Annotated in this window: 22 protein-coding genes; 6 read left to right on the top strand and 16 right to left on the bottom strand. The window is 44.6% G+C overall.

All coding sequences use genetic code 11. The features are described 5' to 3' along the window. Nucleotides 1-41 precede the first annotated feature (41 nt). The 3 genes from mscL to RTJ53_RS05255 form a co-directional block, all read right to left on the bottom strand. Nucleotides 42-473 carry a large conductance mechanosensitive channel protein MscL gene (gene mscL, locus RTJ53_RS05265; RefSeq protein ID WP_036595296.1) on the bottom strand — a complete coding sequence of 144 codons (432 nt, stop codon included), beginning with the start codon at nucleotides 471-473 and terminating at the stop codon, nucleotides 42-44. 194 nt (nucleotides 474-667) lie between these two features. Next, the gene (gene typA / locus RTJ53_RS05260) at nucleotides 668-2506 is read right to left on the bottom strand and encodes a translational GTPase TypA (RefSeq protein ID WP_036595294.1); all 1839 of its coding nucleotides are present in this window, start codon (nucleotides 2504-2506) and stop codon (nucleotides 668-670) included. Nucleotides 2507-2671: 165 nt separating this feature from the next. Beyond that, a complete protein-coding gene (locus tag RTJ53_RS05255; RefSeq protein ID WP_312276146.1) occupies nucleotides 2672-3829 on the bottom strand; it encodes an OmpA family protein in 1158 nt (385 codons plus the stop codon). A 672-nt stretch (nucleotides 3830-4501) separates the two neighbouring features. Between RTJ53_RS05255 and RTJ53_RS05250 the strand changes: the two genes are divergently transcribed. After that, nucleotides 4502-5065 (top strand): pilus assembly FimT family protein, encoded by a 564-nt coding sequence (locus RTJ53_RS05250; RefSeq protein ID WP_312276145.1) that lies wholly within the window; start codon nucleotides 4502-4504, stop codon nucleotides 5063-5065. A gap of 3 nt (nucleotides 5066-5068) precedes the next feature. On the opposite strand, the gene pdxJ is transcribed toward RTJ53_RS05250, so the two are convergent. The 8 genes from pdxJ to RTJ53_RS05210 form a co-directional block, all read right to left on the bottom strand. Next, nucleotides 5069-5818 carry a pyridoxine 5'-phosphate synthase gene (gene pdxJ, locus RTJ53_RS05245; protein WP_312276144.1) on the bottom strand — a complete coding sequence of 250 codons (750 nt, stop codon included), beginning with the start codon at nucleotides 5816-5818 and terminating at the stop codon, nucleotides 5069-5071. Nucleotides 5819-5857: 39 nt separating this feature from the next. Further along, entirely contained in the window at nucleotides 5858-6613 is a 756-nt protein-coding gene (gene recO / locus RTJ53_RS05240; RefSeq protein WP_312276143.1) for a DNA repair protein RecO, read from the bottom strand. Nucleotides 6614-6633: 20 nt separating this feature from the next. After that, complete coding sequence (gene era / locus RTJ53_RS05235; RefSeq protein WP_312276142.1) at nucleotides 6634-7683, bottom strand: GTPase Era; 1050 nt, start codon at nucleotides 7681-7683, stop codon at nucleotides 6634-6636. Between the two features lie 115 nt (nucleotides 7684-7798). Further along, complete coding sequence (gene rnc, locus RTJ53_RS05230; protein WP_312276141.1) at nucleotides 7799-8584, bottom strand: ribonuclease III; 786 nt, start codon at nucleotides 8582-8584, stop codon at nucleotides 7799-7801. 75 nt (nucleotides 8585-8659) lie between these two features. Then, nucleotides 8660-9052 carry a DUF4845 domain-containing protein gene (locus RTJ53_RS05225; protein ID WP_312276140.1) on the bottom strand — a complete coding sequence of 131 codons (393 nt, stop codon included), beginning with the start codon at nucleotides 9050-9052 and terminating at the stop codon, nucleotides 8660-8662. A gap of 106 nt (nucleotides 9053-9158) precedes the next feature. Beyond that, nucleotides 9159-10064, bottom strand: a complete 906-nt coding sequence (lepB, locus tag RTJ53_RS05220; protein ID WP_312276139.1) for a signal peptidase I — start codon at nucleotides 10062-10064, stop codon at nucleotides 9159-9161. 8 nt (nucleotides 10065-10072) lie between these two features. Then, nucleotides 10073-11878: a translation elongation factor 4 gene (gene lepA / locus RTJ53_RS05215; RefSeq protein WP_065253830.1), complete on the bottom strand. Its 1806-nt coding sequence runs from the start codon at nucleotides 11876-11878 to the stop codon at nucleotides 10073-10075. 189 nt (nucleotides 11879-12067) lie between these two features. Further along, nucleotides 12068-12433 (bottom strand): zinc ribbon domain-containing protein YjdM, encoded by a 366-nt coding sequence (locus tag RTJ53_RS05210; RefSeq protein WP_312276138.1) that lies wholly within the window; start codon nucleotides 12431-12433, stop codon nucleotides 12068-12070. 254 nt (nucleotides 12434-12687) lie between these two features. Between RTJ53_RS05210 and ygfZ the strand changes: the two genes are divergently transcribed. Next, nucleotides 12688-13416 carry a CAF17-like 4Fe-4S cluster assembly/insertion protein YgfZ gene (gene ygfZ / locus RTJ53_RS05205; protein ID WP_312276137.1) on the top strand — a complete coding sequence of 243 codons (729 nt, stop codon included), beginning with the start codon at nucleotides 12688-12690 and terminating at the stop codon, nucleotides 13414-13416. Nucleotides 13417-13555: 139 nt separating this feature from the next. Here ygfZ and RTJ53_RS05200 read toward each other — a convergent pair whose 3' ends face one another. Continuing rightward, nucleotides 13556-14908: a BaiN/RdsA family NAD(P)/FAD-dependent oxidoreductase gene (locus tag RTJ53_RS05200; protein WP_312276136.1), complete on the bottom strand. Its 1353-nt coding sequence runs from the start codon at nucleotides 14906-14908 to the stop codon at nucleotides 13556-13558. A 365-nt stretch (nucleotides 14909-15273) separates the two neighbouring features. On the opposite strand from RTJ53_RS05200, the gene acs reads away from it, so the two are divergent. From acs to RTJ53_RS05180, 4 genes are all read left to right on the top strand, one after another. Further along, the gene (gene acs, locus RTJ53_RS05195; protein WP_309575856.1) at nucleotides 15274-17223 is read left to right on the top strand and encodes an acetate--CoA ligase; all 1950 of its coding nucleotides are present in this window, start codon (nucleotides 15274-15276) and stop codon (nucleotides 17221-17223) included. A gap of 269 nt (nucleotides 17224-17492) precedes the next feature. Further along, nucleotides 17493-18602, top strand: coding sequence for an S-(hydroxymethyl)glutathione dehydrogenase/class III alcohol dehydrogenase (locus tag RTJ53_RS05190; protein ID WP_312276221.1), 1110 nt, complete (start codon nucleotides 17493-17495; stop codon nucleotides 18600-18602). Between the two features lie 42 nt (nucleotides 18603-18644). Next, nucleotides 18645-19520, top strand: coding sequence for an S-formylglutathione hydrolase (fghA, locus tag RTJ53_RS05185; protein WP_312276135.1), 876 nt, complete (start codon nucleotides 18645-18647; stop codon nucleotides 19518-19520). Nucleotides 19521-19673: 153 nt separating this feature from the next. Then, nucleotides 19674-21461 (top strand): FMN-binding glutamate synthase family protein, encoded by a 1788-nt coding sequence (locus RTJ53_RS05180; RefSeq protein ID WP_312276134.1) that lies wholly within the window; start codon nucleotides 19674-19676, stop codon nucleotides 21459-21461. A 56-nt stretch (nucleotides 21462-21517) separates the two neighbouring features. On the opposite strand, the gene glmS is transcribed toward RTJ53_RS05180, so the two are convergent. From glmS to thiL, 4 genes are all read right to left on the bottom strand, one after another. Then, nucleotides 21518-23356: a glutamine--fructose-6-phosphate transaminase (isomerizing) gene (gene glmS, locus RTJ53_RS05175; protein ID WP_312276133.1), complete on the bottom strand. Its 1839-nt coding sequence runs from the start codon at nucleotides 23354-23356 to the stop codon at nucleotides 21518-21520. 182 nt (nucleotides 23357-23538) lie between these two features. Then, nucleotides 23539-24897: a bifunctional UDP-N-acetylglucosamine diphosphorylase/glucosamine-1-phosphate N-acetyltransferase GlmU gene (gene glmU, locus RTJ53_RS05170; RefSeq protein WP_312276132.1), complete on the bottom strand. Its 1359-nt coding sequence runs from the start codon at nucleotides 24895-24897 to the stop codon at nucleotides 23539-23541. 46 nt (nucleotides 24898-24943) lie between these two features. Beyond that, nucleotides 24944-25522 carry a phosphatidylglycerophosphatase A family protein gene (locus RTJ53_RS05165; protein ID WP_312276131.1) on the bottom strand — a complete coding sequence of 193 codons (579 nt, stop codon included), beginning with the start codon at nucleotides 25520-25522 and terminating at the stop codon, nucleotides 24944-24946. Nucleotides 25523-25536: 14 nt separating this feature from the next. Then, nucleotides 25537-26502: a thiamine-phosphate kinase gene (thiL, locus tag RTJ53_RS05160; protein ID WP_312276130.1), complete on the bottom strand. Its 966-nt coding sequence runs from the start codon at nucleotides 26500-26502 to the stop codon at nucleotides 25537-25539. Nucleotides 26503-26520 lie beyond the last annotated feature (18 nt).

Here is a 26520-nt window from a genome sequence, read left to right as displayed (position 1 = left end):
CATGGACTGAAATTTTAATCTATCAGCTTTTTTACAAACCGTTATTTGCTTAATTTACTGCTGATTTCACGTAGCAATAGTACTTCTTCTGAAGGTTCTGGTGCAGCCGCTTCTTGTGCTTCGCTTTGACGGCGTAAGCGGTTCATAGCTTTCACCAACATAAAAATGATAAATGCCAAAATAATAAAGTTGATTAAGATGGTGACAAAATTACCATATGCAAATACAGGTACACCCGCTTTTTTCAGCGCATCATACGTCATAGCCGTGCCTGCAGGTACATCACCTAACACCACAAACATATTGGTAAAGTCGATTCTGCCGCCCATAATCGCAGAGATAATCGGCATAATAATATCCTCTACCAATGACGTCGTGATTTTACCAAATGCGCCGCCGATGATGACACCCACTGCCAAATCCATCACATTGCCTTTGAGGGCAAACTCTTTAAATTCTGACATCATGCTCATATAACTTCTCCTACTTTCAAAATAATTGCTGCAATCGTTGACTAAAAAGCCCTTATCATCATAAGGAATTGTGTAAGATTTTAAACCTTTACTTTGCCAGTGTGTAGATTAAATTAAAAAAGCTTGTAACAGGTACAAGCTTTTTGTAAATAAATGTTAGGCTTTCTCAAAATTTTTATCGCGTAGACTCGCTATTATTTACGACCGTTACGTTTACGCTCATTTTCAGTCAAGTATTTTTTGCGTAGACGAATTGATTTTGGTGTGACTTCAACCAATTCATCATCTTCAATAAATTCAAGCGCTTGTTCAAGGGTAAAAATGATTGGTGGCGTTAAAATAATCGCATCATCGGTACCACTAGCGCGCACGTTCGTCAACTGTTTTGCTTTGGTTGGATTGACTACCATGTCATCGCTACGTGAGTTTTGACCGACAATCATACCTTCATAGACTTCAGTTTGTGGTGATACAAACATACGACCACGTTCTTGAAGGTTAAATAGCGCATAGCCCAATACAGTACCATTCACCATAGAAATCAACACACCATTTTGGCGTTTTGCCACATCGCCTGTTTTCACAGGACCATAATGTGAGAAACTTGAGGTCATGATACCGGTACCTGAGGTAATGGTTAAGAACTCAGAGCGAAAACCAATCAAACCACGTGACGGTACCACCGCTTCAATACGGATACGACCTTTACCGTCAACTTCCATATTGGTCAATTCGCCTTTACGGTAGCCCATTTGCTCCATTACTGCGCCTTGGTGCTGTTCTTCAACATCAAAAATCACATTTTCAAACGGTTCTTGTTTCTCACCCTCGATTTCACGAACAATCACTTCTGGACGTGATACACCTAGCTCAAAACCTTCACGGCGCATATTCTCAATCAATACAGATAAGTGAAGTTCCCCACGACCTGAGACTTTAAATTTATCAGGACTGTCGGTATCTTCTACGCGAAGTGCCACGTTATGAATTAACTCACGTTCTAGGCGCTCACGAATATTGCGCGACGTCACGAATTTACCTTCTTTACCCGCAAATGGTGAGTTATTGACTTGGAAAGTCATCGATACGGTTGGCTCATCGACACTTAGCGGTGGTAAGGCTTCTACGTTTTGTGGATCACAGATAGTATCAGAAATATTTAACGCATCGATACCCGTGATACAAACGATATCACCTGCCTGTGCCATAGGTACTTCGATACGGTCAAGACCATGGTAACCCATGATTTGTAGGATACGGCCGTTACGTTTATTACCTTCTTTATCAACAATCGTTACAGGCGTATTAGTTTTAACTGACCCACGCTGAATACGACCGATACCAATCAAACCTTTGAAGTTATCATAATCAAGGCTTGAAATCTGCATACGGAATGGACCGTCCGTATCCACCTGTGGTGGCTCAACGACATTTACGATGGTTTCAAACAATGGCTGCATATCTTCTGCAAGCTCGTCAGGCGACAACCCTGCAATACCATTCATGGCAGAGGTATAAACGATTGGAAAATCTAGCTGCTCATCTGTCGCACCCAAATTATCAAACAAATCAAATACCTGATCCATGACCCAGTCTGGACGTGCGCTTGGTTTGTCAATTTTATTAATCACCACAATTGGCTTTAAGCCACGGGCAAATGCTTTTGAGGTCACAAAACGGGTTTGTGGCATAGGACCATCAACGGCATCAACTAATAACAACACACAGTCAACCATCGACATCACACGTTCAACTTCACCACCGAAGTCGGCGTGACCGGGGGTGTCGACGATGTTAATACGGTATTCAACGCCGTCTTTAGGATTGGTCCATTTGATCGCCGTGTTTTTGGCTAAAATGGTAATACCACGCTCTTGCTCTAATGCGTTAGAGTCCATGACGCGTTCAACTTCTGCGGCACGCTCACCAAAAGTACCTGATTGTTGTAACAGTTTATCGACTAGAGTAGTTTTACCATGGTCAACGTGGGCAATAATCGCAATATTGCGAAGATTTTTGATTGAATCTGACATAAAAAAATAGCTCTTGAAAATTCGGCTAGGAAGGAAAATTAAAACACGCGGTAGTATAACATCTTATCGTTAAAAATAGATTAAATTTATCTAAGTTGAGTTTATAGCTGATAATAAAAATAAAAAAAGCTACCAACGAGGGTAGCTTTTTTATTTAATAGCTAATTATTGTACGTTCATGTCTTTAGTTTGAACGGTTGTGCTAGATTTGTTACCAGTGATGATAGCATATACACGACGGTTCATTGCACGACCTTCAGCAGTGTTGTTGTCTGCAATTGGGCGGTCATAACCGTAACCCACTGTGCTAATACGTTGTGGTGCAACACCAAATTGGTTAACTAACATTGATTTAACCGCATTTGCACGTGCTTCAGACAAACGTTGGTTGTAACGCGCAGATGGACCAGTTTTTGAAGCGTGACCTTCAATTGAAGCTGTTGAATTTGGATATTCACTCATTTTTTCAGCAACTTTTTGGATTTCTGGTTTGTACTGATCTTTGATGACAGTTTTGTCATTGTCAAAGAATACACGTAATTCCATACGTAATGCGTCATCAGCTGTAATTTCACGTGGGCAACCATCAGCATCTACAACAACGTTTAATGGGGTGCCTGGGCATTTGTCAACGCTATTTAACACGCCATCTTGGTCGTCATCACCATCAGTCACAATAATTGGTTCAACAGGTGTAGGCTCAACTACTGGTGCTGCTGGTGCCAAGTGACCACCTAGAACCACGTTAAGACCTGCTAATGCTAGACCTTCCCACCAATCGTTATCGAAGTTATAAATCGCACGACCTTCACCACGTAGGCTTAATGCATCATTGATACGGTAGTAAGCACCAAGACCTAAGTTACCAATTGTGTCTTTAGAAGTTGCTTTGCTGCCATCATCAAATGCCATTGAGGTTTTTGATTGGCCTGCACCGATTAACACATATGGCTTGAATGGGCTGTTAGTATAGCCACTAAAGGTTTCAGTACCGATAGTAAAGTTACCTGAGTATGATTTTTGTTCAAAATCATGTCCGTTAACTTTATCGCCGTTGCCATTTAATGCGTCAGAATCAGTTTCACCGTATTCTAATTCAAGTGCGATAGTAGGTGTCAATTCGATACCAATACCTGCACCAGTGTACAAGTCGTTATCTTGGTGAGTACCGTAGAATTGTTCGCCTTGTTTGTCTTCAGTTTTGCTGATACCATCTACATAATGATAACCTAGTAGCAAAGGTGTAACAGTAACGCCTGCGTTAGCGGCTACTGGCATAACAGCTGCAGCAACAACTGCTAGAGCGATTTTATTTAGCTTCATAGAAGTCCTCCAAAGGATTGGCTCATTTTAAATTAAAATAACCTGACAGTTAATTCACAAAATAACACATCAAAACACATGTAATTTATGAACTTGTTAAATATAGCTTAACGCCTAAAAATTGTGTTTACAACTCTTTTTTTTACATTGCTACACAATATTACACGAACATCACAATATGTTATATTTTTATTTTTTAGTAGCTAAGCTTATTAATTACGCTCGTTACTAAGAATCCAACAACCATCATAATGATTCGAAATTACACATCAAAACTATACACTCATCTTGAGAAGGATTTTAATACAGTCTATTTAAATTTACCATATCTTAAATTCATACTGTCACTAAATGATACATTCTAGTGACATTCATTTACTTAATGTATGAGTGATACATTTGTCATACCATTAAAACAGTTTCGTCTAGAAAATGGTTTAGCATTAATAACATAAGATAGATGATTTAACATGTAAACCCATCAATCGGTTTTGAAAACTTCAGTATGTCAGACAGTACCAGTCTTTTGGTCGCTTTTATTAGCTTTATAACCCGCTACCTCTATCTTTTATATCAATATTTGTTTGTTAATTCAGCAAAACTCTCTATAATAATGAACTAAAATCGTTTATTGTGTTATTCCATTATGATCTAGCCGGTAGCTCTAATAGCATGAATGATTCGAAATCCAATGTGTTCTCAACAAAAAGACAGGGGTTTACTTTGATTGAAACAGTCGTCGTTTTGGCTGTTTTATCTATCATTGTGGCGATGGCTTCGATTACTATTACCAACAGCTTAAAGCAAATGGAAGCAAAAAACATTGCTTCAAGTTTAATGAATTTTTTAAGCAGGGCAAAACAAGAGGCGCTAATTTATCAAAACCCTGTCGTTGCCTGTGTGGCTAGTGATAGCTTGGCTTGCGTGACAACTGGCGGTCATCAGCTGATTAGCTTTATCGACAAAAACAACAATAACAGCTATGAGGCAGCGGTAGACAAACTCAATCATCAGCTTACGTTAGACTTGTCTTGGGGTGTGCTTACGGCAAATATCTCGCTGAATAACAACTATATTATTTTTAAGCCAGAAAACGCTAGACCCATTGGTTATATGGGCAATATTCAATACTGCCCTTTAGATGGTAAGGTCGATAATCGACTAAAGGTAAGTTTTAGCAAAACAGGCATTATTAAATATAAGCCCTACTCAGTTGAACAGTTTAACTGCCCCTAACAGCTAGGCTTTTGCGGTAAATGCTTTTCTCATTGCGCCAACCGCTTGGCTAAGCCCCATAAACACACTGTCTGCAATGATGGCATGACCGATATTTAGTTCATGGATGCCACCAATATCAGCAATGGGTGCAACGTTGTCACGGGTAAGACCGTGCCCCGCATTGACCAGCAAGCTTGCTTTTGCCTCGTGGGCATGCGTCACGGCTGTTTTGATACGGCTAATTTCCTGGCTAATTTTATCTTGGTCATGTTGCAAACAATAGTCCGCATAGGCGCCGGTGTGTAGTTCAATGGCATCTGCCCCCAACGCAATACTTTTATCAATTTGTGCCAACTCTGGGTCAATAAATAGTGACACTTGAGTGCCGACCTGATGTAACTGTTGAATCGCACTGGCTATTTTGTGCTGATTGCCAATCACATCAAGCCCGCCTTCGGTGGTCAGTTCTTGGCGTTTTTCAGGGACAAAGCACACCCAAGCTGGCTTAACATCACAGGCTATCGCTACCATCTCGTCAGTGACCGCCATTTCAAGGTTCATACGAGTGGTTATGACTTTGGCAAGCCGATAAACATCATCATCTTGAATGTGACGACGATCTTCACGCAAATGCAGCGTAATACCATCCGCCCCTGCCTGCTCACAAATTAACGCACCTGCCACAGGATCGGGATACGCCACGCCGCGCGCTTGACGCAGGGTTGCAATATGGTCGATATTGACGCCGAGTAAGGGTTGATTGCTGGTCATGATATGCCCTATTTTGTCTATGATTGATAGTGGGTAAGCTTATTGATACTGGGTAAGCTGCTGCCAAAGTTCTCGGCTTTGCAAGGTTTGATAATTGAGTAAATTATCCATCAAATGGCGGTGCATGGCACTGATGCTATTGACCAATTGTTTGGCTAAATCAAAATTTTGTTGCATCATTTGGTTAAACATCGTTTCATCTTGCAAACATTGATACCAAGTTAGCAGCTGCTCACCTGTTAATGCTATGTCCGGTTTATCCAAAGGTAAAACTGGCATAAATCCCTGCTGTAGCTGGTATTGATAACGCTGCGATGGTGCTATTAAATCCCCCAACGCATCTTTAGCAAAATCGAACCCATAGCCTAATTGTTCAAACAATACATTTTCAAAGCGTCTTAAATGCCACTTTAAACGGGTCATGTCATGTGGCGATTGCGCTGGGTCGACAAACAGCGTTGCCATGTTTGCAACGCACTGCTGATATGCTTGCCATATCTCAGTAAACGGCTCTTCGACAGGCAATAGTTTTTGCAAAATCTCATTGAGATACATGCCCGCATACAGGCTTTGTCCTGTGAGCGTAATGTGATTTTGCAAAATCTGGCTTTGACTAAAGGTTTTTAGGCTATTTTTACCATTGCCAAAAAATTGTATGGGGACAAATAGCGGTAAGTTTTTTTTACCGATACCATGTACTACACCCCATTCTTCACTAAACAGGTAAACCAAACTGCGGCTTTCACCATACGGCTTTTGGTGCAGAATGTAACCTGTTAGCAGTTGATTGCGCATAGTAGCCTTTAGCCTATAACCTAGTAGCCCAAGCTCGTTAGCGCACGCTCATCATCTGACCAGCCTTTTTTGACTTTGACCCACAGCGTCAGCATCACTTTTTTATCAAACATTTTTTCCATGTCTTGGCGCGCTTCGATGCCGATTTGTTTGATTTTTTCGCCTTTATCACCGATGACAATCACTTTTTGACCTTGACGCTCGACAAAAATCGTGGCATCGATGAAGGTCACGGCTTTACGCCATTTACCTGTTTTTGGGTCTTGATGCGCTGGCTCATCCTTGAAGGTGTCGATTTGTACCGTTAAATCGTAAGGAATCTCATCGCCCGATGCGCGCATCACTTTTTCACGAATGATTTCACTGGCTAAAAAGCGCTCCGAACGGTCAGTGACTTGTTCTGCATCATAGATGGGCGCTGCAATCGGTAAATGCTTACCGATGACTCGTACTAGCTCATCTAAGTTATGCGCACGTAATGCAGATACGGGCACGATATCGCTAAATACTTGGGTGTCATGCAGTTTTTGTAGTAGTGCGAACAGCTGAGCTTCGTCCTTAATAGTGTCGCTTTTATTAACCACTGCAATCACAGGGACACCCAAATTTTGCACTTTGGCAAACACCAGCTCATCATCTTCCACCCATTTTAGGCTATCAATCACAAACAATACCGCATCCACGTCTGCTAAAGCCGAGGTTGCGGCTTTATTCATACGCTCATTGATGGCGCGCACTTCGCGGCTATGGATACCTGGGGTGTCAACAAAAATCGCTTGTAGTTGCTCGTTGGTCAAAATTCCCATAATGCGATGGCGGGTGGTTTGGGGTTTTCGCGATGTAATCGACAATTTTTGACCCAACACATGATTCATCAATGTTGATTTACCCACGTTCGGACGTCCGACAATGGCTACATAACCCGTGCGAAAATCCACCGCGCGCGCGGGCGCTGAATCACTTTGCCCACTGAAGAATTGACTGATAACATCATGGTTGTTGTCCGCTGATGCATTGTTTGCAGCTGGGTCAGTGGTTGTTTGTTGGGTAGCGTCTGTTTGGTTAGACATAAAGTGGGATCTCAATATTGGTTTAAAGGGTACAAATTATTGTAGAAGAGTTTTGAGCAAATTTCAGTAAGCATTTCAGCAAATTTGGGTATTGACAGTATAGCAGGTTGGCAAATTAGCGCAGCGGGGGCAACAAATCACTGATTTTATTCAGCATGGCTTCGGCGCAGCGCTGCTCAGCAATACGGCGACTTTCCCCTTTTGCTATCACTGACGCTTGGGTTGGCGCTATAGGTTTGGCGGTTTTATTGTCAAAAACAATTTCGACTTGGCAGCTCACCACAAAAATTTGATTGGGGGCATTACCAATGGTTTCGGTCACTTCATAGCGTGGGAGTGCAAGTTGGTGTGCTTGCAACAGCTCTTGTAAACGGCTTTTGGCATCTTTTAGCACTTTTTGTTCTTTCACTTTTTCGAACAAATCTTCAAACCACACCAGCACACAAGCCTTGACGGTGTCAAAATTTTGACTATCAAGATAAATAGCGCCAATCAAGGCTTCAACGCTATCTGCCAATATTGAGGCGCGCTGACGACCGCCACCTTTACGCTCGCCCACCCCTAAAATCAAATACTCTGACAAATTGAGCTGCTTTGCGATAATCACCAAGGTCTCTTCGCGCACAAGCGATGCACGTAAGCGACTGAGCCGACCTTCATTATAGTCGGGATAGCGCAAAAATAAGGCTTCTGCGATGATCACACCGAGCAATGCATCTCCCAAGAACTCTAATCGCTCATAATTGTGTTCGCTATCAAATGAGCGATGCATGAGTGCCATAATGGGTAGGTTCACATTATCAAACTGATAACCCATTTGATAAAACAGTGCGGTTAATTGACGCACTTGTGGCGGTAGTTTTTTGAGATTAAAGGTGGGGATAGGGATTGGTAAATTCATCTGCTTCAAATTGTTAGAACAGTATTCGCCAGTGAAATCATCACATGGCTATCACTTACTTAAGATTGGGGATAACTATTGCTTGGCGACTTTGGCATCTTCTGCGCTAATGGTATCTTCAAAGCGATTGACGATATCGACGTTACCAAAAAAGTTGTTTGCTTCATCGTATTTCAATTTCACTGACATCGCACCTGGCGTATCATCCACCACTTCCACGACGTCCTCTGCCTTTTGGCTGACACCGTTGATATTCCATTGAGAATTGACGTTACCTAAAAACTCTTTGACACTTTCTTTGTTGTCATTGGACTTTTTAAGTTCAAAAGCTAACGATTTTTTGAGTTGGTAGTGACCGACTTGGGCAGGGATAATAGCTAAACCGATTTTGGCACACACGACGATGAGTACAATCATAATCACGATACCCGTGACGCTGGCGCCGCGCTGATGACTTGGTAGGTTCATGCCGTATTCTCCTTTGACCATCGCTCAAGATAGGTTAATGTAGCTTCAGTTAATTAAATATTCTCAACAACAAAGGCTTTGATATCCAATTTTTTAAAGTAAGCAGTTAGTGTATTGCGCCATTGCGATTAAAGGTGGGTAGACTTAATCCACTGGCTTTGTGCGTCCACACATACACAGCTTTACCCGCTAGGTTCTCATCAGGTACAAACCCCCAAAAACGACCATCAGCACTGCGATCACGGTTATCGCCCATCACAAAATAGTGTCCTTTAGGCACTGTTAGTTGCCATTGTTGACCTTGGCTTGCAATCAATTGAGGTGACGCTTGCTGCAAAAAGCTGGCATATTGATACCAATTTTTGTCACCCAAATAGCGCACCAAATGTTGATGATTATTGCTGGGAAATTCCTGCACATACTGGGCTGTTTGTTCTTCTTGATTGCCTAGCTGCGCAGCTTGCTCAGCTGTCACAACCTCACCGGTCTCGGTTTTACCTGGCGGATAGAGCTGCGCTGTCATCTTAGGGTCGGGGGTAAAGTTTGCTGGCGTGGTCGCAATCGCTTTGCCATTGACGCTTAACTGCCCATTATTAAAGCTCACCGTATCACCACCCACGCCAATCACCCGCTTGATATAATAAATTTTTGGGTTCTCAGGATAGCGAAATACCACCACATCACCATGCTGTGGCGCGCCTAAATCAAGCACCTTGGTATTCACCAGTGGTAAGCGGATACCATATGCGTATTTATTGACCGCAATAAAGTCACCCGTATACAGGGTGGGCACCATCGACGATGAGGGGATATTAAACGGCTCAATCAAAAACGAGCGCACCACGAGCACAATCGCTAAAATCGGAAAAAAATCATACGCCCATCGCACCGGTGCAGTCGATTTCTCCAATCCTTTGCTTTGCTTTTGCTTTAGTACCAATTTATCCAGTAGCCAAATAGCGCCCAAAATCAAGGTCGCAGGGACAAGAATCAAATTAAAATCAAAATCCATACTTGCCTCTACGACTGGTTATCCACTTTTAACACCGCCAAAAACGCTTCTTGTGGAATCTCAACACGCCCCACTTGCTTCATGCGTTTTTTACCTTCTTTTTGCTTTGACAGTAGTTTTTTCTTACGTGACACGTCACCGCCATAACATTTGGCAAGTACGTCTTTACGCATGGCTTTGACGGTACTACGGGCGATGATTTGGCTACCAATCGCCGCTTGAATTGCCACATCAAACATTTGGCGCGGAATCAATTCTTTCATTTTTTCAACGAGCTGATTACCGCGATAGCGTGCTTGCTCAGCATGACAAATCATCGCCAATGCATCAACTTTTTCGCCATTAATCAGCACATCCACCCGCACCAGTTTATCTGTTTCAAAGCGCTCGAAACCGTAATCAAGTGACGCAAAGCCACGTGACACCGATTTTAGACGGTCAAAAAAGTCCATGACCACTTCACCCATCGGAATATCGAAGGTCAACTGCACTTGCTGTCCCATAAACTTCATATCAACTTGGATACCACGACGCTCGATACATAATGTCATTACGTTACCCAGATAATCGGGTGGTACCAGAATGTGACAGCGCGCAATCGGCTCACGAAACTCATCAATCAGACCAGGGTCAGGCATTTTTGATGGGTTATCGATTTGGATAATCTCGCCATTGCGTTTTTTGATTTCGTAGATAACGGTCGGGGCGGTGGTAATCAAATCTAAATCGTATTCACGCTCAAGACGTTCTTGGATGATTTCCATATGGAGCATCCCCAAGAAACCACAGCGAAAACCAAACCCAAGGGCGTCAGAAGTATCAGGCTCAAAAAACAACGCAGCGTCATTGACTTGCAGTTTTTGTAGCGCTTCACGAAACGCCTCAAAGTCACTCGAATCAACAGGGAACATGCCTGCATAGACTTGCGGCTTGACCTTTTTAAACCCTGGTATGCTATCTACATCTGGGGTTTTGGCAAGGGTAATGGTATCGCCCACAGGCGCGCCGCCAATGTCTTTGATACCGGCAATCACAAAGCCCACTTCGCCGGCTTCTAAGATATTGGTCTCAAACGATTTTGGGGTAAATACCCCAATTGACGTCACAATATGCGTGCCTTTGGTCGATTTGATATGGATTTTATCGTCTTTTTTGAGCGTGCCTTGACGCACACGTACCAGTGACACAACCCCAAGATAATTGTCAAACCATGAGTCAATAATTAACGCTTGCAAAGGCGCATCACGATCGCCTTCAGGCGCGGGAATACGCTCAACAATCGCTTGTAACAAATCATCCACGCCCACCCCTGTCTTGGCAGAAACGCGTGGTGCATCCATCGCCTCAATCCCGATAATATCTTCGATTTCTTGAATCACGCGCTCGGGATCCACTTGCGGTAAGTCAATCTTGTTGAGTACCGGTAATACTTCAAGCCCCTGCTCAATCGCGGTATAACAGTTGGCAACCGACTGCGCTTCTACGCCTTGTGCGGCATCAACCACCAGCAAAGCGCCTTCACAAGCTGCCAGTGAACGCGATACTTCATACGAAAAATCGACGTGCCCTGGGGTATCAATAAAGTTAAATTGGTATTTGTCACCGTTTGGGTGGTTATAATACAGCGTGACAGATTGGGCTTTAATGGTAATACCGCGCTCGCGCTCAATATCCATCGAGTCAAGGACTTGCGCCTGCATTTCACGTGCTTGTAGACCACCACACATTTGGATAATGCGGTCGGCAAGCGTGGATTTACCGTGGTCAATGTGGGCAATAATAGAAAAATTACGAATATGAGATAAGGCGGTCACAATTACCTACTAACAAAAAAGTATATGATTAAATTTGTAGAAAAATAGCCTTATTGTAACGTATTTTTCTACAATCACCTACTGAATTTATTGTGACAGCTTTTGGGGGGTCATAAAAAAAGATAAGCTTTGGGTGTCAATGTCTGTTGCAAACCCACAGCCCCGAATAGTGCCTAAACCCTCCCCAAACTAGGCTTTTTTGACGACGCTGGATTTGAGTTTCATCGCGCCAAAACCGTCAATTTTACAATCAATATCATGATCATCGGGGCCATCATGGAGCAGGCGAATGGATTTGACTTTGGTGCCAACTTTAATGGGCGTGCTTGCGCCTTTGACTTTTAAGTCTTTAATAACCGTCACACTATCCCCATCTTGTAGCACATTGCCGACGGCATCTTTAATAATTTGTTCGCTGGCTGCTTCGGTTTCGCCCGCCTGCCATGCCTGCTGCTCTGCTTCAAAGCCACACATCGGGCAAATCAGTAAATCGCCATCTTGGTATGTATAATTTTCTTTACACTTGGGGCATGGGGGACAGGCAGGTAAACTCATAACACGCGCTCAATCATTTGAGAAAAATTTTAATAGTCTTAAGGTAGTGTATTGTACGCGATAAGTCGCCCCAATAATAGTAATCAGCCAGGACAGACAAATCCTCTGACAAATGACCTAGTAACAGTAGTTAGTCAAGCAGGACTTAAACCAGCATTTAGTCAAGTATAACCTAGTAAAGCATGATTGCAGTCCGAGCCCAATTGTGCAAAACTTTGATGATAATTTTTTTAGCAAATAAAAAGAGAGCCACCATGACAGATTTCGTCGTCTTTGATATAACCGGTGCCGATGCCCAAAAATTCTTGCAAGGACAAGTAACCTGCAACGTCACCAAACTCAGCGAACAATACCAAGCGACCGCGATTAGTAATCTCAAAGGGCGCGTTGCATTGGGTATTTGGATTAGAAAAATAGCGGATGACGCTTACCAAATCGTCATCAGCCAAGACTGTGCCGATGAGTTTGCCAAGCATATCAAAAAATATGCGGCGTTCTCAAAACTTACCCTATCAGCCCCACGTGATATTTTTGCGGTTGTTGACAATGGGGTACCTAGTTTTAGCGAGTCACAGAATGGCACTGACACCGACGCTAACAGCAAAGCATGGCAAAAAACGAGTATCGCTACAGGCAATTACTGGATTGTCAAAGCCACCGCAGGCTTGTGGCAACCCCAAGAGTTGCGTCTACACCAACAAGGCGGGGTTGACTACGATAAAGGCTGTTATTTAGGTCAAGAAATCATTGCACGGTTATATTTTAAAGCCAGCCCGAAAGCTTGGCTCCACCGAGTAGCAGGTACCGGTGATATACCTAACGCAGGTGAAAAAATTGGCAACGTGGATGTGGTCAATAGCATTGCTACTGAGACAGGTTTTGAAGCCTTGGTCGTCGGACGTCCCGATGATATTGCCGCCAGTAACCTGACCATTCTTGAGTTACCTCAAGCACTGCAACAACCGGTTGCTCGCCAACATTAAACACCCACCAAACTTGATTAAAGTAAATGCGTTAAAATAAATCGGTTAAAATAAAAAAGGCATTTTGCTGATGCCTTTTTTAACCATTTTTTTAGGTTTATCAATACCTAACCCACTTTAAACCTAAACCATTTTATAGCTAAACCACTTCGCCAGCCACGAACCCACTTGCCCAAGCCCACTGGAAATTGTAGCCACCTAGCCAACCAGTAACATCCAGCACTTCGCCGATAAAATACAAATTCGGTTGTAACTGACTTTGCATGGTTTTTGAAGAGACTTTATCAGTAGCAACGCCGCCGCGTGTGACTTCAGCTGTACGATAGCCTTCAGTGCCTGATGGCGTCAAACGCCAAGCATTGAGCTGCTCACCGAGCTGCGCTAACTTCTCGTCTTTGATATTGGCAAGCTCAGTCTCAGCCATGTCTTGCCACAATAGATTTTGCAAAGTAGCCATCACTTTTTTAGGTAACGCCGCCGCGCCTATCTGGTCATTTAGCACGGTTCTGATCAGCTGTTTTGGGTGCTGTTTTTTTTGTTCGGCTAAAAATGCTGCCATATCAAGGCTTGGGAATAAATTGATAAAAATCGGCTCGCCCACGTGCCAATAATTCGATAGCTGTAACATCGCAGGCCCGGATAAACCGCGATGGGTAAATAGTACGGGTAACCTAAAACTGATGCGCTCATTAAACGCAATGACCTCAAAACTAACCCCCGATAACGATTTAATCGCATCGCCAATTTTATCGGTAAAGGTAAAGGGTACTAGTCCTGCCGACGTTGGCACAATGGTATGCCCAAATTGCTGCGCTACTTGGTAACCAAATCCTGTCGCACCCATGGTCGGAATTGACAGCCCGCCTGTGGCGACTACCAACGATTGACAAGTTAAGGTTTGCTCGCTACTTTTTTGATTGGCTGCTTGATTAGCTTGTTGATGAGGCTGTTGGGTAGCTGGTTGATTGACAGTTAAGACAAACCCCGTATTGTCGGGTAACGCTTGGATTTGCTGGATGGTGGTTTTTAGTTGAATAGTCACTTGGTTGGCGCGGCATTGGGTCAACAGCATTTGCAAAATATCATTGGCAGAGTTATCACAGAACAGTTGCCCATGCTCACGCTCATGATAAGGAATCTGATACTGGCTAACCATGCCAATAAAATCCCAATTTAAATAGCGTGACAATGCTGATTTGCAAAAGTGCGGATTGCTGCTTAAATAATGCTTAGGCTCAATGTCATAGTTGGTAAAATTACAGCGCCCACCGCCGCTCATAAGGATTTTCTTGCCCGCTTTATTGGCATGATCTACCACCAGTACCCGCCGTCCGCGCTTGCCCGCTGTCAATGCACAAAATAGCCCTGATGCCCCTGCCCCGATGATGATGACATCATACGCAAGCGTGGACGGTGCATTTGTTAACCCAGCGTGATTTTGAACCGTGTCAATCTTTGGTGAAGTATTTGATGAAGTATGTTGTTGCTGCATGATGACCGCTATTTATCAAGTAAAAGACCAAATGAGAATCCGCTTACAATAAAGATATTTGTCCAAGATCTGAAAAAATATCCTGAGTAACATTGCAAAATTTGTGATTTTTTGCCAAACTAAGGAAAAGGCACTCTAGAATCAAGGATTAGATTGTATTGCATTTTCATAGTGAGCGGACGTTTATTGATGGCTCGTTTCGTGGCTCTGTTGATAGCCCGTGTTATTGCCAACTTGTCAATGTTAGCTTATCAACGTGAAAATGTTGTTTTTGAAGTTAAGCCCGCTACCTAATTTGAGCCGTTTGTCAGTTCGTAGCCATTTAGAGTATTACCCCACCACCCTGTCATAACAAGGAATGTTTTATGAAGAGCTACCCTCATAGCGCTGAATTTGCCGCTAAAGCCAACACTACTCCCCAAAAATACGCCGAGACCTATCAAGAATCTGTGGAAAATAACGAAGCGTTTTGGGCAAAACGCGCTGAATGGATTGATTGGATAAAAAAACCCACCAAAATCAAAAACGTCAATTATGACCTAAACAATTTTAGCATTAAATGGTTTGAAGATGGTGAGCTTAATCTATCGGTCAACTGTCTTGACCGTCACGTTGCTGAAAACCCTTACAAGCCTGCAATTATTTGGGAAGGCGATCACCCATCACTTCATAAAATCATCTCATACAAAGAGCTACATTCAGAAGTATGCCGCCTTGGTAGCGCACTGCGTCGTAAAGGCGTCAAAAAAGGCGACCGCGTCACCATTTATTTGCCGATGATTCCTGAAGCGGCGGTTGCGATGCTGGCTTGTGCGCGGATTGGCGCGGTTCACTCATTGGTATTTGGCGGGTTTTCAGCAGACAGTCTAGCTAGCCGTATCATCGATAGCCAATCAAAAATTGTCATCACCGCTGATGAATCTGTGCGTGGTGGTAAACATACGCCGCTTAAACAAAATGTGGATCGTGCGCTAGACCATGACGGCACTGAATGTGTTGAAAATGTCATTGTGGTGTACCGTACCGGTGAATCCATACCAATGAGCGGTCGCCGCGACATTTGGTATCACAACTTAATCGACAATGCCTCTGAAGACTGTCCACCAGAGCCAATGAATGCCGAAGACCCGCTATTTTTACTTTACACCTCAGGCTCAACTGGCAAGCCTAAAGGCGTGGTACACACCACCGGTGGTTATTTGACCTATGCGCTATCCACCTTCCGTGACGTGTTTGATATCAAAGACAATGACGTATTTTGGTGTACCGCCGATGTGGGCTGGGTCACTGGTCACACTTATGTGGTATATGGACCGCTTGCCAACGGCACAACGACCGTGATGTTTGAAGGGGTGCCACAGTACCCAGATTGGGCGCGTATCGGTCACATTGTTGATAAGCATGACGTTACCATCTTGTATACTGCGCCAACCGCCATTCGCGCAATGATGAAAGAAGGCGATGATTACGTCCGTAAATCAAACCGTTCCAGCTTACGTTTATTGGGCTCGGTGGGTGAACCTATCAATCCTGAAGCCTGGAACTGGTACTATAACGTGGTGGGTGAAGGTCGTTGTCCGATTGTCGATACTTGGTGGCAAACTGAAACCGGGGGTATTTTGATGACGCCAATCCCCAATACGGTTGATCTCAAACCAGGCTCCGCGATGAATCCACTGTATGGCGTCAAGCCAGCGATTGTCGATGCCGAAGGTGCTGAATTAACGGGTGCTGCCGAAGGCAACTTAATCATCAAAGACAGTTGGCCAGGTCAAATGCGTACCATTTGGGGAGACCATAAACGCTTTTTAGAAACTTACTTTAGCACTTATCCAGGCGCTTACTTCACAGGTGATGGTGCTCTGCGCGATGAAGACGGTCATTATTGGATCACGGGTCGTGTGGATGATGTCTTAAACGTCTCTGGGCATCGCCTAGGTACAGCAGAGATTGAAAGTGCGTTAGTATCGCATCCTTCAGTCGCTGAAGCAGCTATTGTGGGTATGCCGCATGAGCTTAAAGGTCAAGGCGTTGCTGCTTACGTCATCTTAAAATCGGGCGAAGAGCCAAGCGAAATGCTCAAAGGTGAAATCAACCGTCATGTCCGTGGTGAGATTGGTCCAATCGCCAACTTAGACTCGCTCTACTTGGTCGAAGCCTTACCAAAAACGCGCTCCGGTAAAATCATGCGCCGTATTCTGCGTAAACTTGCCGCGCATGAATTTGAAGGTTTAGGCGATACTTCAACCTTGGCAGAACCAGAGGTGGTTGATAACCTCATCAATGTGGTTAAAGCTGATAAACAACCTGCTTAATGGCTTACCAAATTTAAAAAACGTCTGTAGCTACAGGCGTTTTTTTCATGGTTTTTCAATTGTTAAATATTTTTAAAAATCCAATTCAAATTTTTAATTTTAATGATGATTTAATTAAACCCAATTGCTTACAATTTTGAGCTTAATCATGCGATAATTGGTTATGTTATAATGCCGACCAAAGGCATTTTTAATAAAACCAATATAACAAGGATAAACCGATGACTGATATGACTGCGGCTACAGCGCCATTAGATTTTACCAAACCCATCAAGTCGCGTGCTGCGGTAGCTTTCGCTGCGGGAGAACCATTACAAATCGTCGAAATCGACGTTGAGCCACCGCGTAAAGGTGAAGTACTCGTCAAAATCACCCATACGGGCGTTTGCCACACGGACGCATTCACCTTAAGCGGTGATGACCCTGAGGGGGTTTTTCCATCGGTTTTAGGTCATGAAGGCGCAGGTATTGTGATGGCAGTCGGTGAAGGGGTAACCAGTGTACAACCTGGTGATCATGTCATTCCGCTATATACGGCTGAATGTGGTGAATGTTTATTTTGTAAAAGTGACAAAACCAACTTATGCGTCGCGGTGCGTGCCACGCAAGGTAAAGGGGTGATGCCTGATGGTACTACCCGCTTTAGCTATCAAGGTCAACCAATTTATCATTACATGGGCTGTTCGACGTTTAGTGAATATACTGTAGTTGCTGACGTATCGCTTGCTAAAATCAATCCTGAAGCCAATCCTGAGCAAGTCTGTCTATTAGGTTGCGGCGTGACTACAGGACTAGGTGCAGTAAAAAATACCGCTAAAGTACAAGAAGGCGATAGCGTCGCGGTGTTTGGGCTTGGCGGTATTGGGCTTGCTGTAATTCAAGGTGCCAAACTTGCCAAAGCAGGACGAATTATTGCGGTTGATACCAACCCCGACAAATTTGAGTTAGCCCGTGAGTTTGGCGCGACTGATTTTGTTAATCCAAAAGATTATGACCAACCCATTCAACAAGTGATTGTTGAGATGACAGGTTGGGGTGTGGATCACAGTTTTGAATGTATCGGTAACGTTAATGTCATGCGCTCGGCACTTGAGTGTGCGCATCGCGGTTGGGGTCAAAGCGTGATTATTGGTGTCGCGGCTGCAGGTCAAGAAATTTCCACTCGCCCGTTCCAACTAGTGACAGGTCGCCGCTGGTTAGGCTCTGCATTTGGTGGGGTTAAAGGTCGCTCACAACTGCCAGGTATGGTGGAGCAAGCCATGCATGGTGATATCCAACTGGCACCTTTTGTCACCCATACTATGGGTCTTGAAGATGTCAATACCGCATTTGATTTGATGCATAAAGGTGAGTCCATTCGTTCAGTGTTGCATTACTAAACCATTACCAAACTTGGCATTATAAAGAATGGGAAATTCACCATGAAAAAAGTTGAATCGCATAAATTGCACGGTGGTGACCTACAAGTGTGGCAGCATACCAGTGCTACCACACACACGGAGATGAAATTTGCCATCTATTTGCCACCCAAAGCTATCGTCAATGAAACAGCTGAAACAACAGATCAAAAATGTGCGGTGTTGTATTGGTTATCAGGGCTGACTTGCACTGAGCAAAACTTTATTCAAAAATCTGGGTTTGCTGAGTATGCCAGTCGTCACAACGTGATTGTGGTGGCACCCGATACCAGTCCTAGGGGTGTCGATATCAGCGGTAACGATGTGCCTGATGACAGCGCTTATGATTTGGGGCAAGGGGCAGGCTTTTATGTCAATGCCACCCAAGCGCCTTGGGCAACGCATTTTCAGATGTATGATTATATCGTCGATGAGTTGCCTAACCTAATTGAACAGCACTTCCCTGCCAGTGACCAGCGCAGTATTTTTGGTCATAGTATGGGTGGACATGGCGCGCTGATGATTGCCCTACGCAATCCCCAGCGCTATGCCAGCGTGTCGGCTTTTTCACCCATCGTCGCACCGTCACAAGTGCCTTGGGGACAAAAAGCCTTTAGCGCTTATTTAGGCGATGACCAAAGCACCTGGGCAAATTATGATAGCCTAGCGTGGATGAAACAGTCTGCGCATAGCAAAAAATTACCGCTATTGATTGACCAAGGTAGCGGGGATGAGTTTTTGGCTGAGCAGCTAAAACCTGAGCTCTTTGCGCAAGCTGCCAAAGATGCCAATTATCCAATGACACTGCGTATGCAGGACGGTTATGACCATAGCTACTATTTTATCAGTAGTTTTATCGCTGACCATTTTGCGCACCACGCCGCTGCCCTCCAAGCTTAATCACACAATTTTAATCACACAATCACTTGTCACACCACCTTGCTGACAAGTGATTGACCATTTTGCCATCGCATTACCCCTCCATCACTTAAAATAACCACAAATTTGCGATGATCATTTTGTCCGCGATCCTATCTGATAAGGAAGATTGTCATGGTTGACAAGCGCACTGATATCACGGTAACCCCTACCCATAAAGAGCCCTATTTGCAAGGCGTTGTGTTTCGCTACAGCGTGTTTGCCATTGCCTTTGCCATCCTTGCCCTGGGGATTATGCTACTTAAATGGTGGCTGATAGTGATCGGTCTGGTGGGCTTTGTAGTGGGCATTTATGATTTGATGCAAGTCCACCATGCCGTCTTGCGTAACTATCCACTTTCGGGACATATTCGTTATCTATTGGAAGAATTCCGACCTGAACTGCGCCAGTATTTGATTGAAGATGACCAAGCCGCCGTGCCGTTTTCGCGCCAGCAGCGTGCGCTTGCTTATCAACGTGCCAAAAACGTCAGTGATACCAATGCCTTTGGTACGTTAGAAAATCTATACCAGTCTGGCAAAGAATGGTTTTTACAATCTACCCTTAGCTATCCACTCAAAGAAACCAATTTTCGTATTATGGTGGGCGGTGAACGATGTCTACAGCCCTACTCGATGTCGGTGTTTAATATCTCTGCCATGAGTTTTGGCAGCCTGTCAGCCGCGGCAATCGAAGCGCTCAATCAGGGCGCAAAACTCGGTGGATTTGCTCATGATACAGGTGAAGGTGCGATTAGTCCGTACCATAAAAAACATGGCGGCGATTTGATTTGGGAACTGGGTACCGGGTATTTTGGATGCCGTAATCAAGATGGCACGTTTAGTCCCGAAAAATTTGCTGAACGTTCGCGCATTGAGCAAGTCAAAATGATTGAAATCAAGCTGTCGCAAGGGGCAAAACCTGGTAAAGGCGGGGTATTGCCCAAAGAAAAAATCACCCCCGAAATTGCCGAAACCCGTGATGTGCCGATGGATGCAGACTGCGTTTCCCCAGCCAGCCACTCAGCCTTTACTACCCCCCGTGAGATGGTGCAGTTTTGGCAACAGCTGCGTGAATTGTCAGGGGGCAAGCCGGTCGGTTTTAAGCTGTGTGTCGGGCAGCCTTGGCAGTTTATGGCGATTGTCAAAGCCATGATTGAAGCAGATAATTACCCTGATTTTATCGTGGTTGATGGTGCAGAAGGCGGTACAGGGGCTGCGCCTGTTGAGTTTATGGATAATGTTGGCATGCCGCTACTCGATGGCTTTTTGCTTGTGCACAATACGCTAGTGGGTGCGGGGGTGCGTGACAAAATCAAAATCGGTGTCAGTGGTAAAATCATCTCTGCCTTTGATATCGCTCGCATGCTAGCACTGGGTGCAGATTGGTGTAACTCCGCGCGTGGCTTTATGTTTGCGGTGGGCTGTATCCAATCACGTGCCTGTCACACCAACAAATGCCCAACTGGAGTTGCCACCCAAGACCCGTATCGTCAGCGGGCATTACATATTCCTGATAAGGCACAGCGGGTCTATAATTTTCATAAAAACACGCTTAAATCATTGGCAGCGATTGTGGGTGCGGTGGGTTTACACCACCCAAAAGATTTACAAGCGTATCATATTGCCAGACGCCTGGAAAATGGGCAAATTAAGCTATTATCCAAGTTCTATTATTTTACGGAACCTGGCGTGTTACTGAATTTATCGGCGCGCTCAGATGTTTTTAACCAAATGTGGGTCATGGCAAATCCTGATAGCTTTTTGGCAAATAACGAGGCGTTAATTGCTTACAATCACGATGTGCGTCACGCCCATAAGCACAACGAAAAGCGCTTTAATGAAGGCAATTATTCTGAACGTATCGACAGCTTTGATGAAACTGCAAATAGCTATTATACCTATGATGATGATCCTTCTTAATACTTTGTCCACAAAAAAACCGCTAACGATTAGCGGTTTTTTTGTGTCAGCTTAGTTTATTCCACCGTGACGCTCTTAGCCAAATTACGGGGTTTATCAACGTCTGTGCCTTTGGCAAGCGCAACATGATAAGACAACAATTGTACAGGAATGGTGTGTACTATGGGCGATAACACGCCAATATGACGTGGGGTGCGAATCACGTGTACGCCTTCACTATCGGAAAAATCACTGTCAAGATCGGTAAAGACAAACAACTCACCGCCACGCGCCGAGACTTCTTGCATATTGGCTTTGACTTTATCAAGTAGGCTGTCATTTGGCGCTATCACCACCACAGGCATGTTTTCATCCACCAATGCCAGTGGACCGTGTTTTAACTCGCCAGCAGGATAAGCTTCCGCATGGATATAGGTGATTTCTTTGAGCTTTAATGCGCCTTCTAATGCAATCGGGTAATGAATACCACGACCCAAAAACAGCGCGCTTGGCTTATCAGCAAATTTGCTTGACCAGCTGCTAATCTGTGGCTCAAGATTGAGCGCATATTGAATATCATTGGGCAAGCTGCGCAGCGCATTGGTGTATTCAACCAATTTAGGGTCATCCACATAGCCACGCACACGACCGAGTGTCACCGCCAAACCAAATAAAGCCACTAACTGGGTTGTAAAGGCTTTGGTTGAAGCGACCCCAATCTCCGCACCGGCTCGGGTATAGACGACCAGCTCACTGGCGCGAGGCAAGGCAGATTCCATCACGTTACAGATGGATAGACTATGTTTGTGACCGATGGCTTGTGCGTATTTTAGCGCTTCCATGGTATCTAGCGTTTCACCTGATTGCGAGATGGTGATAATCAATTGTTTTGGATTGGCAATCACCTCACGATAACGGTATTCGCTAGCGATTTCGACATCGGTGGCAATTTTGGCAATACTTTCCAACCAATATTTGGCGGTCGATGCCGCATAATACGACGTGCCACAGGCAAGAATCTTAATACTGTCGATATCATTGAAAACGGCTTCAGCATTTTCACCAAAGTTGTTGGCGATAAATCCGGCATCCAAAAAGATTTCGGCGGTATCTGACACTGCTTTTGGCTGCTCGTAGATTTCTTTTTGCATAAAGTGACTATAAGCCCCTAGTTCAAGAGACGCTAAGGACACTTGCGAAGTAGTAGCTTTGCGGGTCGCTGGATTGCCTTGTTTGTCAATCATTTGTACCACGCCATCTGCGGTCAACTGGGCAATATCGCCATCTTCAAGATACATGATTTGACGGGTAAAGGCGACAACTGCTGAGACATCCGATGCGATAAAGGTTTCATGTTCACCTAAGCCAATGAGTAACGGGCAGCCCATACGCGCCACCACCATGTTTTGTGGCATATCATTGGCAATCACAGCAATTGCATAGGCACCATGAAATTGTTGGGTCGCCGCTTGTACTGCATTGAATAAATCACCGCCGTTTTGTACGTAGTGCTGGTGCACCGCATGGGCGATGACCTCGGTGTCGGTTTGTGACTCAAAATGATAGCCATTTTGCTGAAGGCGGGCGCGCTCGGCTTCAAAGTTCTCGATGATGCCGTTATGTACCACCGAAATCAAATCACCCGAAATATGCGGATGCGCGTTTGGCTCAGTGACACCGCCGTGGGTCGCCCAGCGAGTGTGACCGATGCCGGTGTGACCGTAGACGCCACGCTCTTTGGCAGCAGCTTCCATCAAGGCAACACGCCCCACTCGGCGCACGCGTTTGAGTCCTTCATCGGTTTGCACCGCAATACCCGATGAGTCATAACCCCGATATTCTAGGCGTTTTAAGCCATCGGTTAAAAAATCTACCACATTGTCTTGCGCACGAATGGCGCCAACGATACCGCACATAACTGTTCCTTAGTATCCAGTTTTTGGTGTGAGCAATCAACTTTGATTGCTGTGAAAAACAATCCCCCCGTTTACACAGTCGTTAGATTGTTTTATTGTTGCTTAACCAAACGGCTTTATCGTATAAAGCAAGTTTATCGCATTAAGCAAGAATCTGTTAAATTTAGGCAAAAATTCAAATATCAAGATTTTTTTTCAGGACGTTGCCAACCCTCAATCGTGACTTGTTTGCCACGGGCGATAGACAGTTTTTCGGCAGGGCAGGCTTTACTGATGGCACTACCTGCGCCAATGGTGGCACGGTCACCAATGGTCACAGGGGCAATCAGCACCGCATTTGAGCCAATTCTGACCTCATCACCGATTTCGGTTTTAAACTTATTGACGCCATCATAATTGGCAGTGATGGTGCCTGCGCCAATATTGGTCCTTTGTCCAATGGTAGCATCGCCCAAATACGCCAAATGATTGGCTTTAGCGCCGCTTGCCATTTGGGTGTTTTTAAGCTCCACAAAGTTACCGATATGCACATCGTTGGCGGTGACTGCATGGGGGCGCAGACGGGCAAATGGTCCGATTTGGTTGTCTTCACCCACTACCGCATTGTCAAATAGACTATAAGGTTGTACCACAGTGCCACTGGCGATTTTGCTGTTTTTGATGATACAACCTGCGCCGATTTTGACGTTATCACCTATCTCACAGTCACCTTCAATGATGACATTAATATCAATTTGCACATCTTTGCCAACTTTGAGCGAACCGCGTAAATCAAAACGGCTTGGGTCAATCAAATGTACGCCTTGTTGCATAAGCGCTTTGGCTTGATGCATTTGCCAAGTACGCTCTAGATTTGCCAACTGCAGACGGTCATTCACGCCTTCGATTTCAAACTGATGGGTCGGCGATACGGTGGCAATTTCGATGCCATCATCCACCGCCATTTTGACGATATCGGTGAGATAGTATTCGCCTTGGGCATTGTTATTGGTCAAGTTATTGAGATATCGATGCAAAATATCATTGGCGACACAGTACACACCGCTATTGATTTCAGTGATTTTTCTTTGCTCATCGTTGGCATCTTTTTCTTCAACAATGGCGATTACTTGGTTGTTGTCACGCACAATACGCCCCAAGCCAAATGGGTTGGCTAAGTTTAGGGTCAGCATGGCAAAACGGCTGTCTGTATTTGCCAATTTCTCTAAGGTATCAACGCCAATGAGTGGCACATCCCCTGATAAAATCAAGCTTTTCCCCTCCATAGGCAACACCGGCAAAGTCATTTGCACCGCGTGACCCGTGCCCAATTGCTCAGCTTGCTCGACCCAATCAATTTGTTCATCGGCAAAGGCATCTTTGACTTGTTGACCTTCAAAACCATAAATAATGATATTTTTTTGGCTACCCAATTGTTTGGCAGTGGCAAGTACGTGATGTAGCAAAGGCTTGCCTGCCAGCGGTTGTAGGACTTTTGGCTTGCTTGATTTCATGCGAGTGCCTTTGCCTGCTGCCATGATGATGGTGGTTAAGTTGGTCATGGGAATTCCTTATTCTTTTTTAAACTAATTTTAATGATACAACAGGTTAAACATAAGTAACGAGCACACTTACAAAGGCTATTAGCACAACCCCTGCCATCAGCCCCGCCAAAATGTCATCAATCAAAATACCAAAACCGCCGCTCACATTTTTATCCACCCATTTAATCGGAAAGGGTTTTAAAATATCAAAAAAACGAAACGCGACAAATGCAGCAAAGTATAGTAGCAGTAAACTTAACTGATGACCTTGCAATAAAGCATCATCGTAGAAATGCAGCCATAAAATTGGCAGGAGTGACACCCACATGCCGACCCATTCATCCCATACGATATGCGGGTCATCGTGTACACCCATCAAATCAGACGTTTTACCGCAGATATAACTACCGACTACAGCGCCCACCAGCGTAACCGCCAAAAACCCCCAAAACCCCAGCCATAACATCGGAATGGCAACCACCAGTCCGCCCACCGTGCCCCACGTCCCAGCAGCACGCTTTGGCAATCCTGAGCCTAAGCCGATACCGAGCCAATAAATCAGCTTTTCCCAAACGCTCGCGGTTGGTGGACAAGGCGGGCAAACATTGGCTTTACGGACGTCGGGTTTATGCAGTTGAGTCATAAGAAGTTCTTTGGCTAAAAATGCTGATAGCCAGTGATTGAAAATTCAATTGGTTGGTTATTATAAGTCAGCCTCAAGCCGTTTTCTGTGACAATTTTGCCAATGGCAAAAATTTTATCCGAAAACTGTTGATTAAATTTGACAAAATTTTGCTCACTCATAGTAAAGCACAGCTGATAATCATCGCCACCATTGAGCTGATGTTGCCACTTATCAGTATTTGGCAAGGCTTGTAATCGTGGATGCGTTGGAATATTGGCTAAATCGACCACTGCACCCACTTGTGATGCGGTTAGGATATGACCTAAATCCTGCCCTAGCCCGTCTGAAATATCAATCATGCTATGGGCGTACCCACGTAATTTTTGCCCTAGCTGCACTTGCGGAACAGGTAAATCGAGTGCCGGCTGTAAAGCGATTGGTTGTAAAGCGATATTGTGCCGCTCAGATTTTTCAGCGTTTAAAATCTGCTGTAAGGCAAAACTTGCTGAGCCAATCTCACCACTCACACAGATGATATCACCGACTTTTGCGCCCCCTCTGGTAATAGCTTGTCCAGTTGGCACAAAACCCAGTGCAGTGACAGAGATGGTTAAGGTGTTAGATTGGGTGGTATCGCCACCGATAAGCTCGACATCAAATCGGTTGCAGATGTCCGCGATACCTTGGGCGAATGGTTTGAGCCAGTCATCATGTGCAAGCTTAGCGGGCAAGCTAATACCCAGCAATATCGCATAGGGTGTCGCCCCCATCGCTGCCAAATCGGATAAATTGACCGCGACCGACTTATAGCCGATGGCATAAGCGGATGTTGATAAGGGAAAATGTCGACCTGCAACCAGCGTGTCAATACAGCTCACCAGTTCGCAATCACTTGGCATACTGCTTATCGCGCAATCATCCCCAATACCCACTTGGGTCAAAGGATTTTTGCGTGTACAGTGTTGAAAATGTTGATAAATCAAAGAAAATTCGGACATCTTAGCCATCCGTATCGA

It is taken from the genome of Moraxella sp. CTOTU46711, from assembly GCF_031975715.1.
Lineage (GTDB): Bacteria > Pseudomonadota > Gammaproteobacteria > Pseudomonadales > Moraxellaceae > Faucicola.
This window is presented reverse-complemented; position numbering and strand designations above follow the sequence as displayed.

Coding starts and splice junctions, on each gene's coding strand:
- mscL (WP_036595296.1), bottom strand. CDS start 473: ATGAGCATGATGTCAGAATTTAAAGAGTTTGCCCTCAAAGGCAATGTG.
- typA (WP_036595294.1), bottom strand. CDS start 2,506: ATGTCAGATTCAATCAAAAATCTTCGCAATATTGCGATTATTGCCCAC.
- RTJ53_RS05255 (WP_312276146.1), bottom strand. CDS start 3,829: ATGAAGCTAAATAAAATCGCTCTAGCAGTTGTTGCTGCAGCTGTTATG.
- RTJ53_RS05250 (WP_312276145.1), top strand. CDS start 4,502: ATGAATGATTCGAAATCCAATGTGTTCTCAACAAAAAGACAGGGGTTT.
- pdxJ (WP_312276144.1), bottom strand. CDS start 5,818: ATGACCAGCAATCAACCCTTACTCGGCGTCAATATCGACCATATTGCA.
- recO (WP_312276143.1), bottom strand. CDS start 6,613: ATGCGCAATCAACTGCTAACAGGTTACATTCTGCACCAAAAGCCGTAT.
- era (WP_312276142.1), bottom strand. CDS start 7,683: ATGTCTAACCAAACAGACGCTACCCAACAAACAACCACTGACCCAGCT.
- rnc (WP_312276141.1), bottom strand. CDS start 8,584: ATGAATTTACCAATCCCTATCCCCACCTTTAATCTCAAAAAACTACCG.
- RTJ53_RS05225 (WP_312276140.1), bottom strand. CDS start 9,052: ATGAACCTACCAAGTCATCAGCGCGGCGCCAGCGTCACGGGTATCGTG.
- lepB (WP_312276139.1), bottom strand. CDS start 10,064: ATGGATTTTGATTTTAATTTGATTCTTGTCCCTGCGACCTTGATTTTG.
- RTJ53_RS05210 (WP_312276138.1), bottom strand. CDS start 12,433: ATGAGTTTACCTGCCTGTCCCCCATGCCCCAAGTGTAAAGAAAATTAT.
- ygfZ (WP_312276137.1), top strand. CDS start 12,688: ATGACAGATTTCGTCGTCTTTGATATAACCGGTGCCGATGCCCAAAAA.
- RTJ53_RS05200 (WP_312276136.1), bottom strand. CDS start 14,908: ATGCAGCAACAACATACTTCATCAAATACTTCACCAAAGATTGACACG.
- acs (WP_309575856.1), top strand. CDS start 15,274: ATGAAGAGCTACCCTCATAGCGCTGAATTTGCCGCTAAAGCCAACACT.
- fghA (WP_312276135.1), top strand. CDS start 18,645: ATGAAAAAAGTTGAATCGCATAAATTGCACGGTGGTGACCTACAAGTG.
- RTJ53_RS05180 (WP_312276134.1), top strand. CDS start 19,674: ATGGTTGACAAGCGCACTGATATCACGGTAACCCCTACCCATAAAGAG.
- glmS (WP_312276133.1), bottom strand. CDS start 23,356: ATGTGCGGTATCGTTGGCGCCATTCGTGCGCAAGACAATGTGGTAGAT.
- glmU (WP_312276132.1), bottom strand. CDS start 24,897: ATGACCAACTTAACCACCATCATCATGGCAGCAGGCAAAGGCACTCGC.
- RTJ53_RS05165 (WP_312276131.1), bottom strand. CDS start 25,522: ATGACTCAACTGCATAAACCCGACGTCCGTAAAGCCAATGTTTGCCCG.
- thiL (WP_312276130.1), bottom strand. CDS start 26,502: ATGTCCGAATTTTCTTTGATTTATCAACATTTTCAACACTGTACACGC.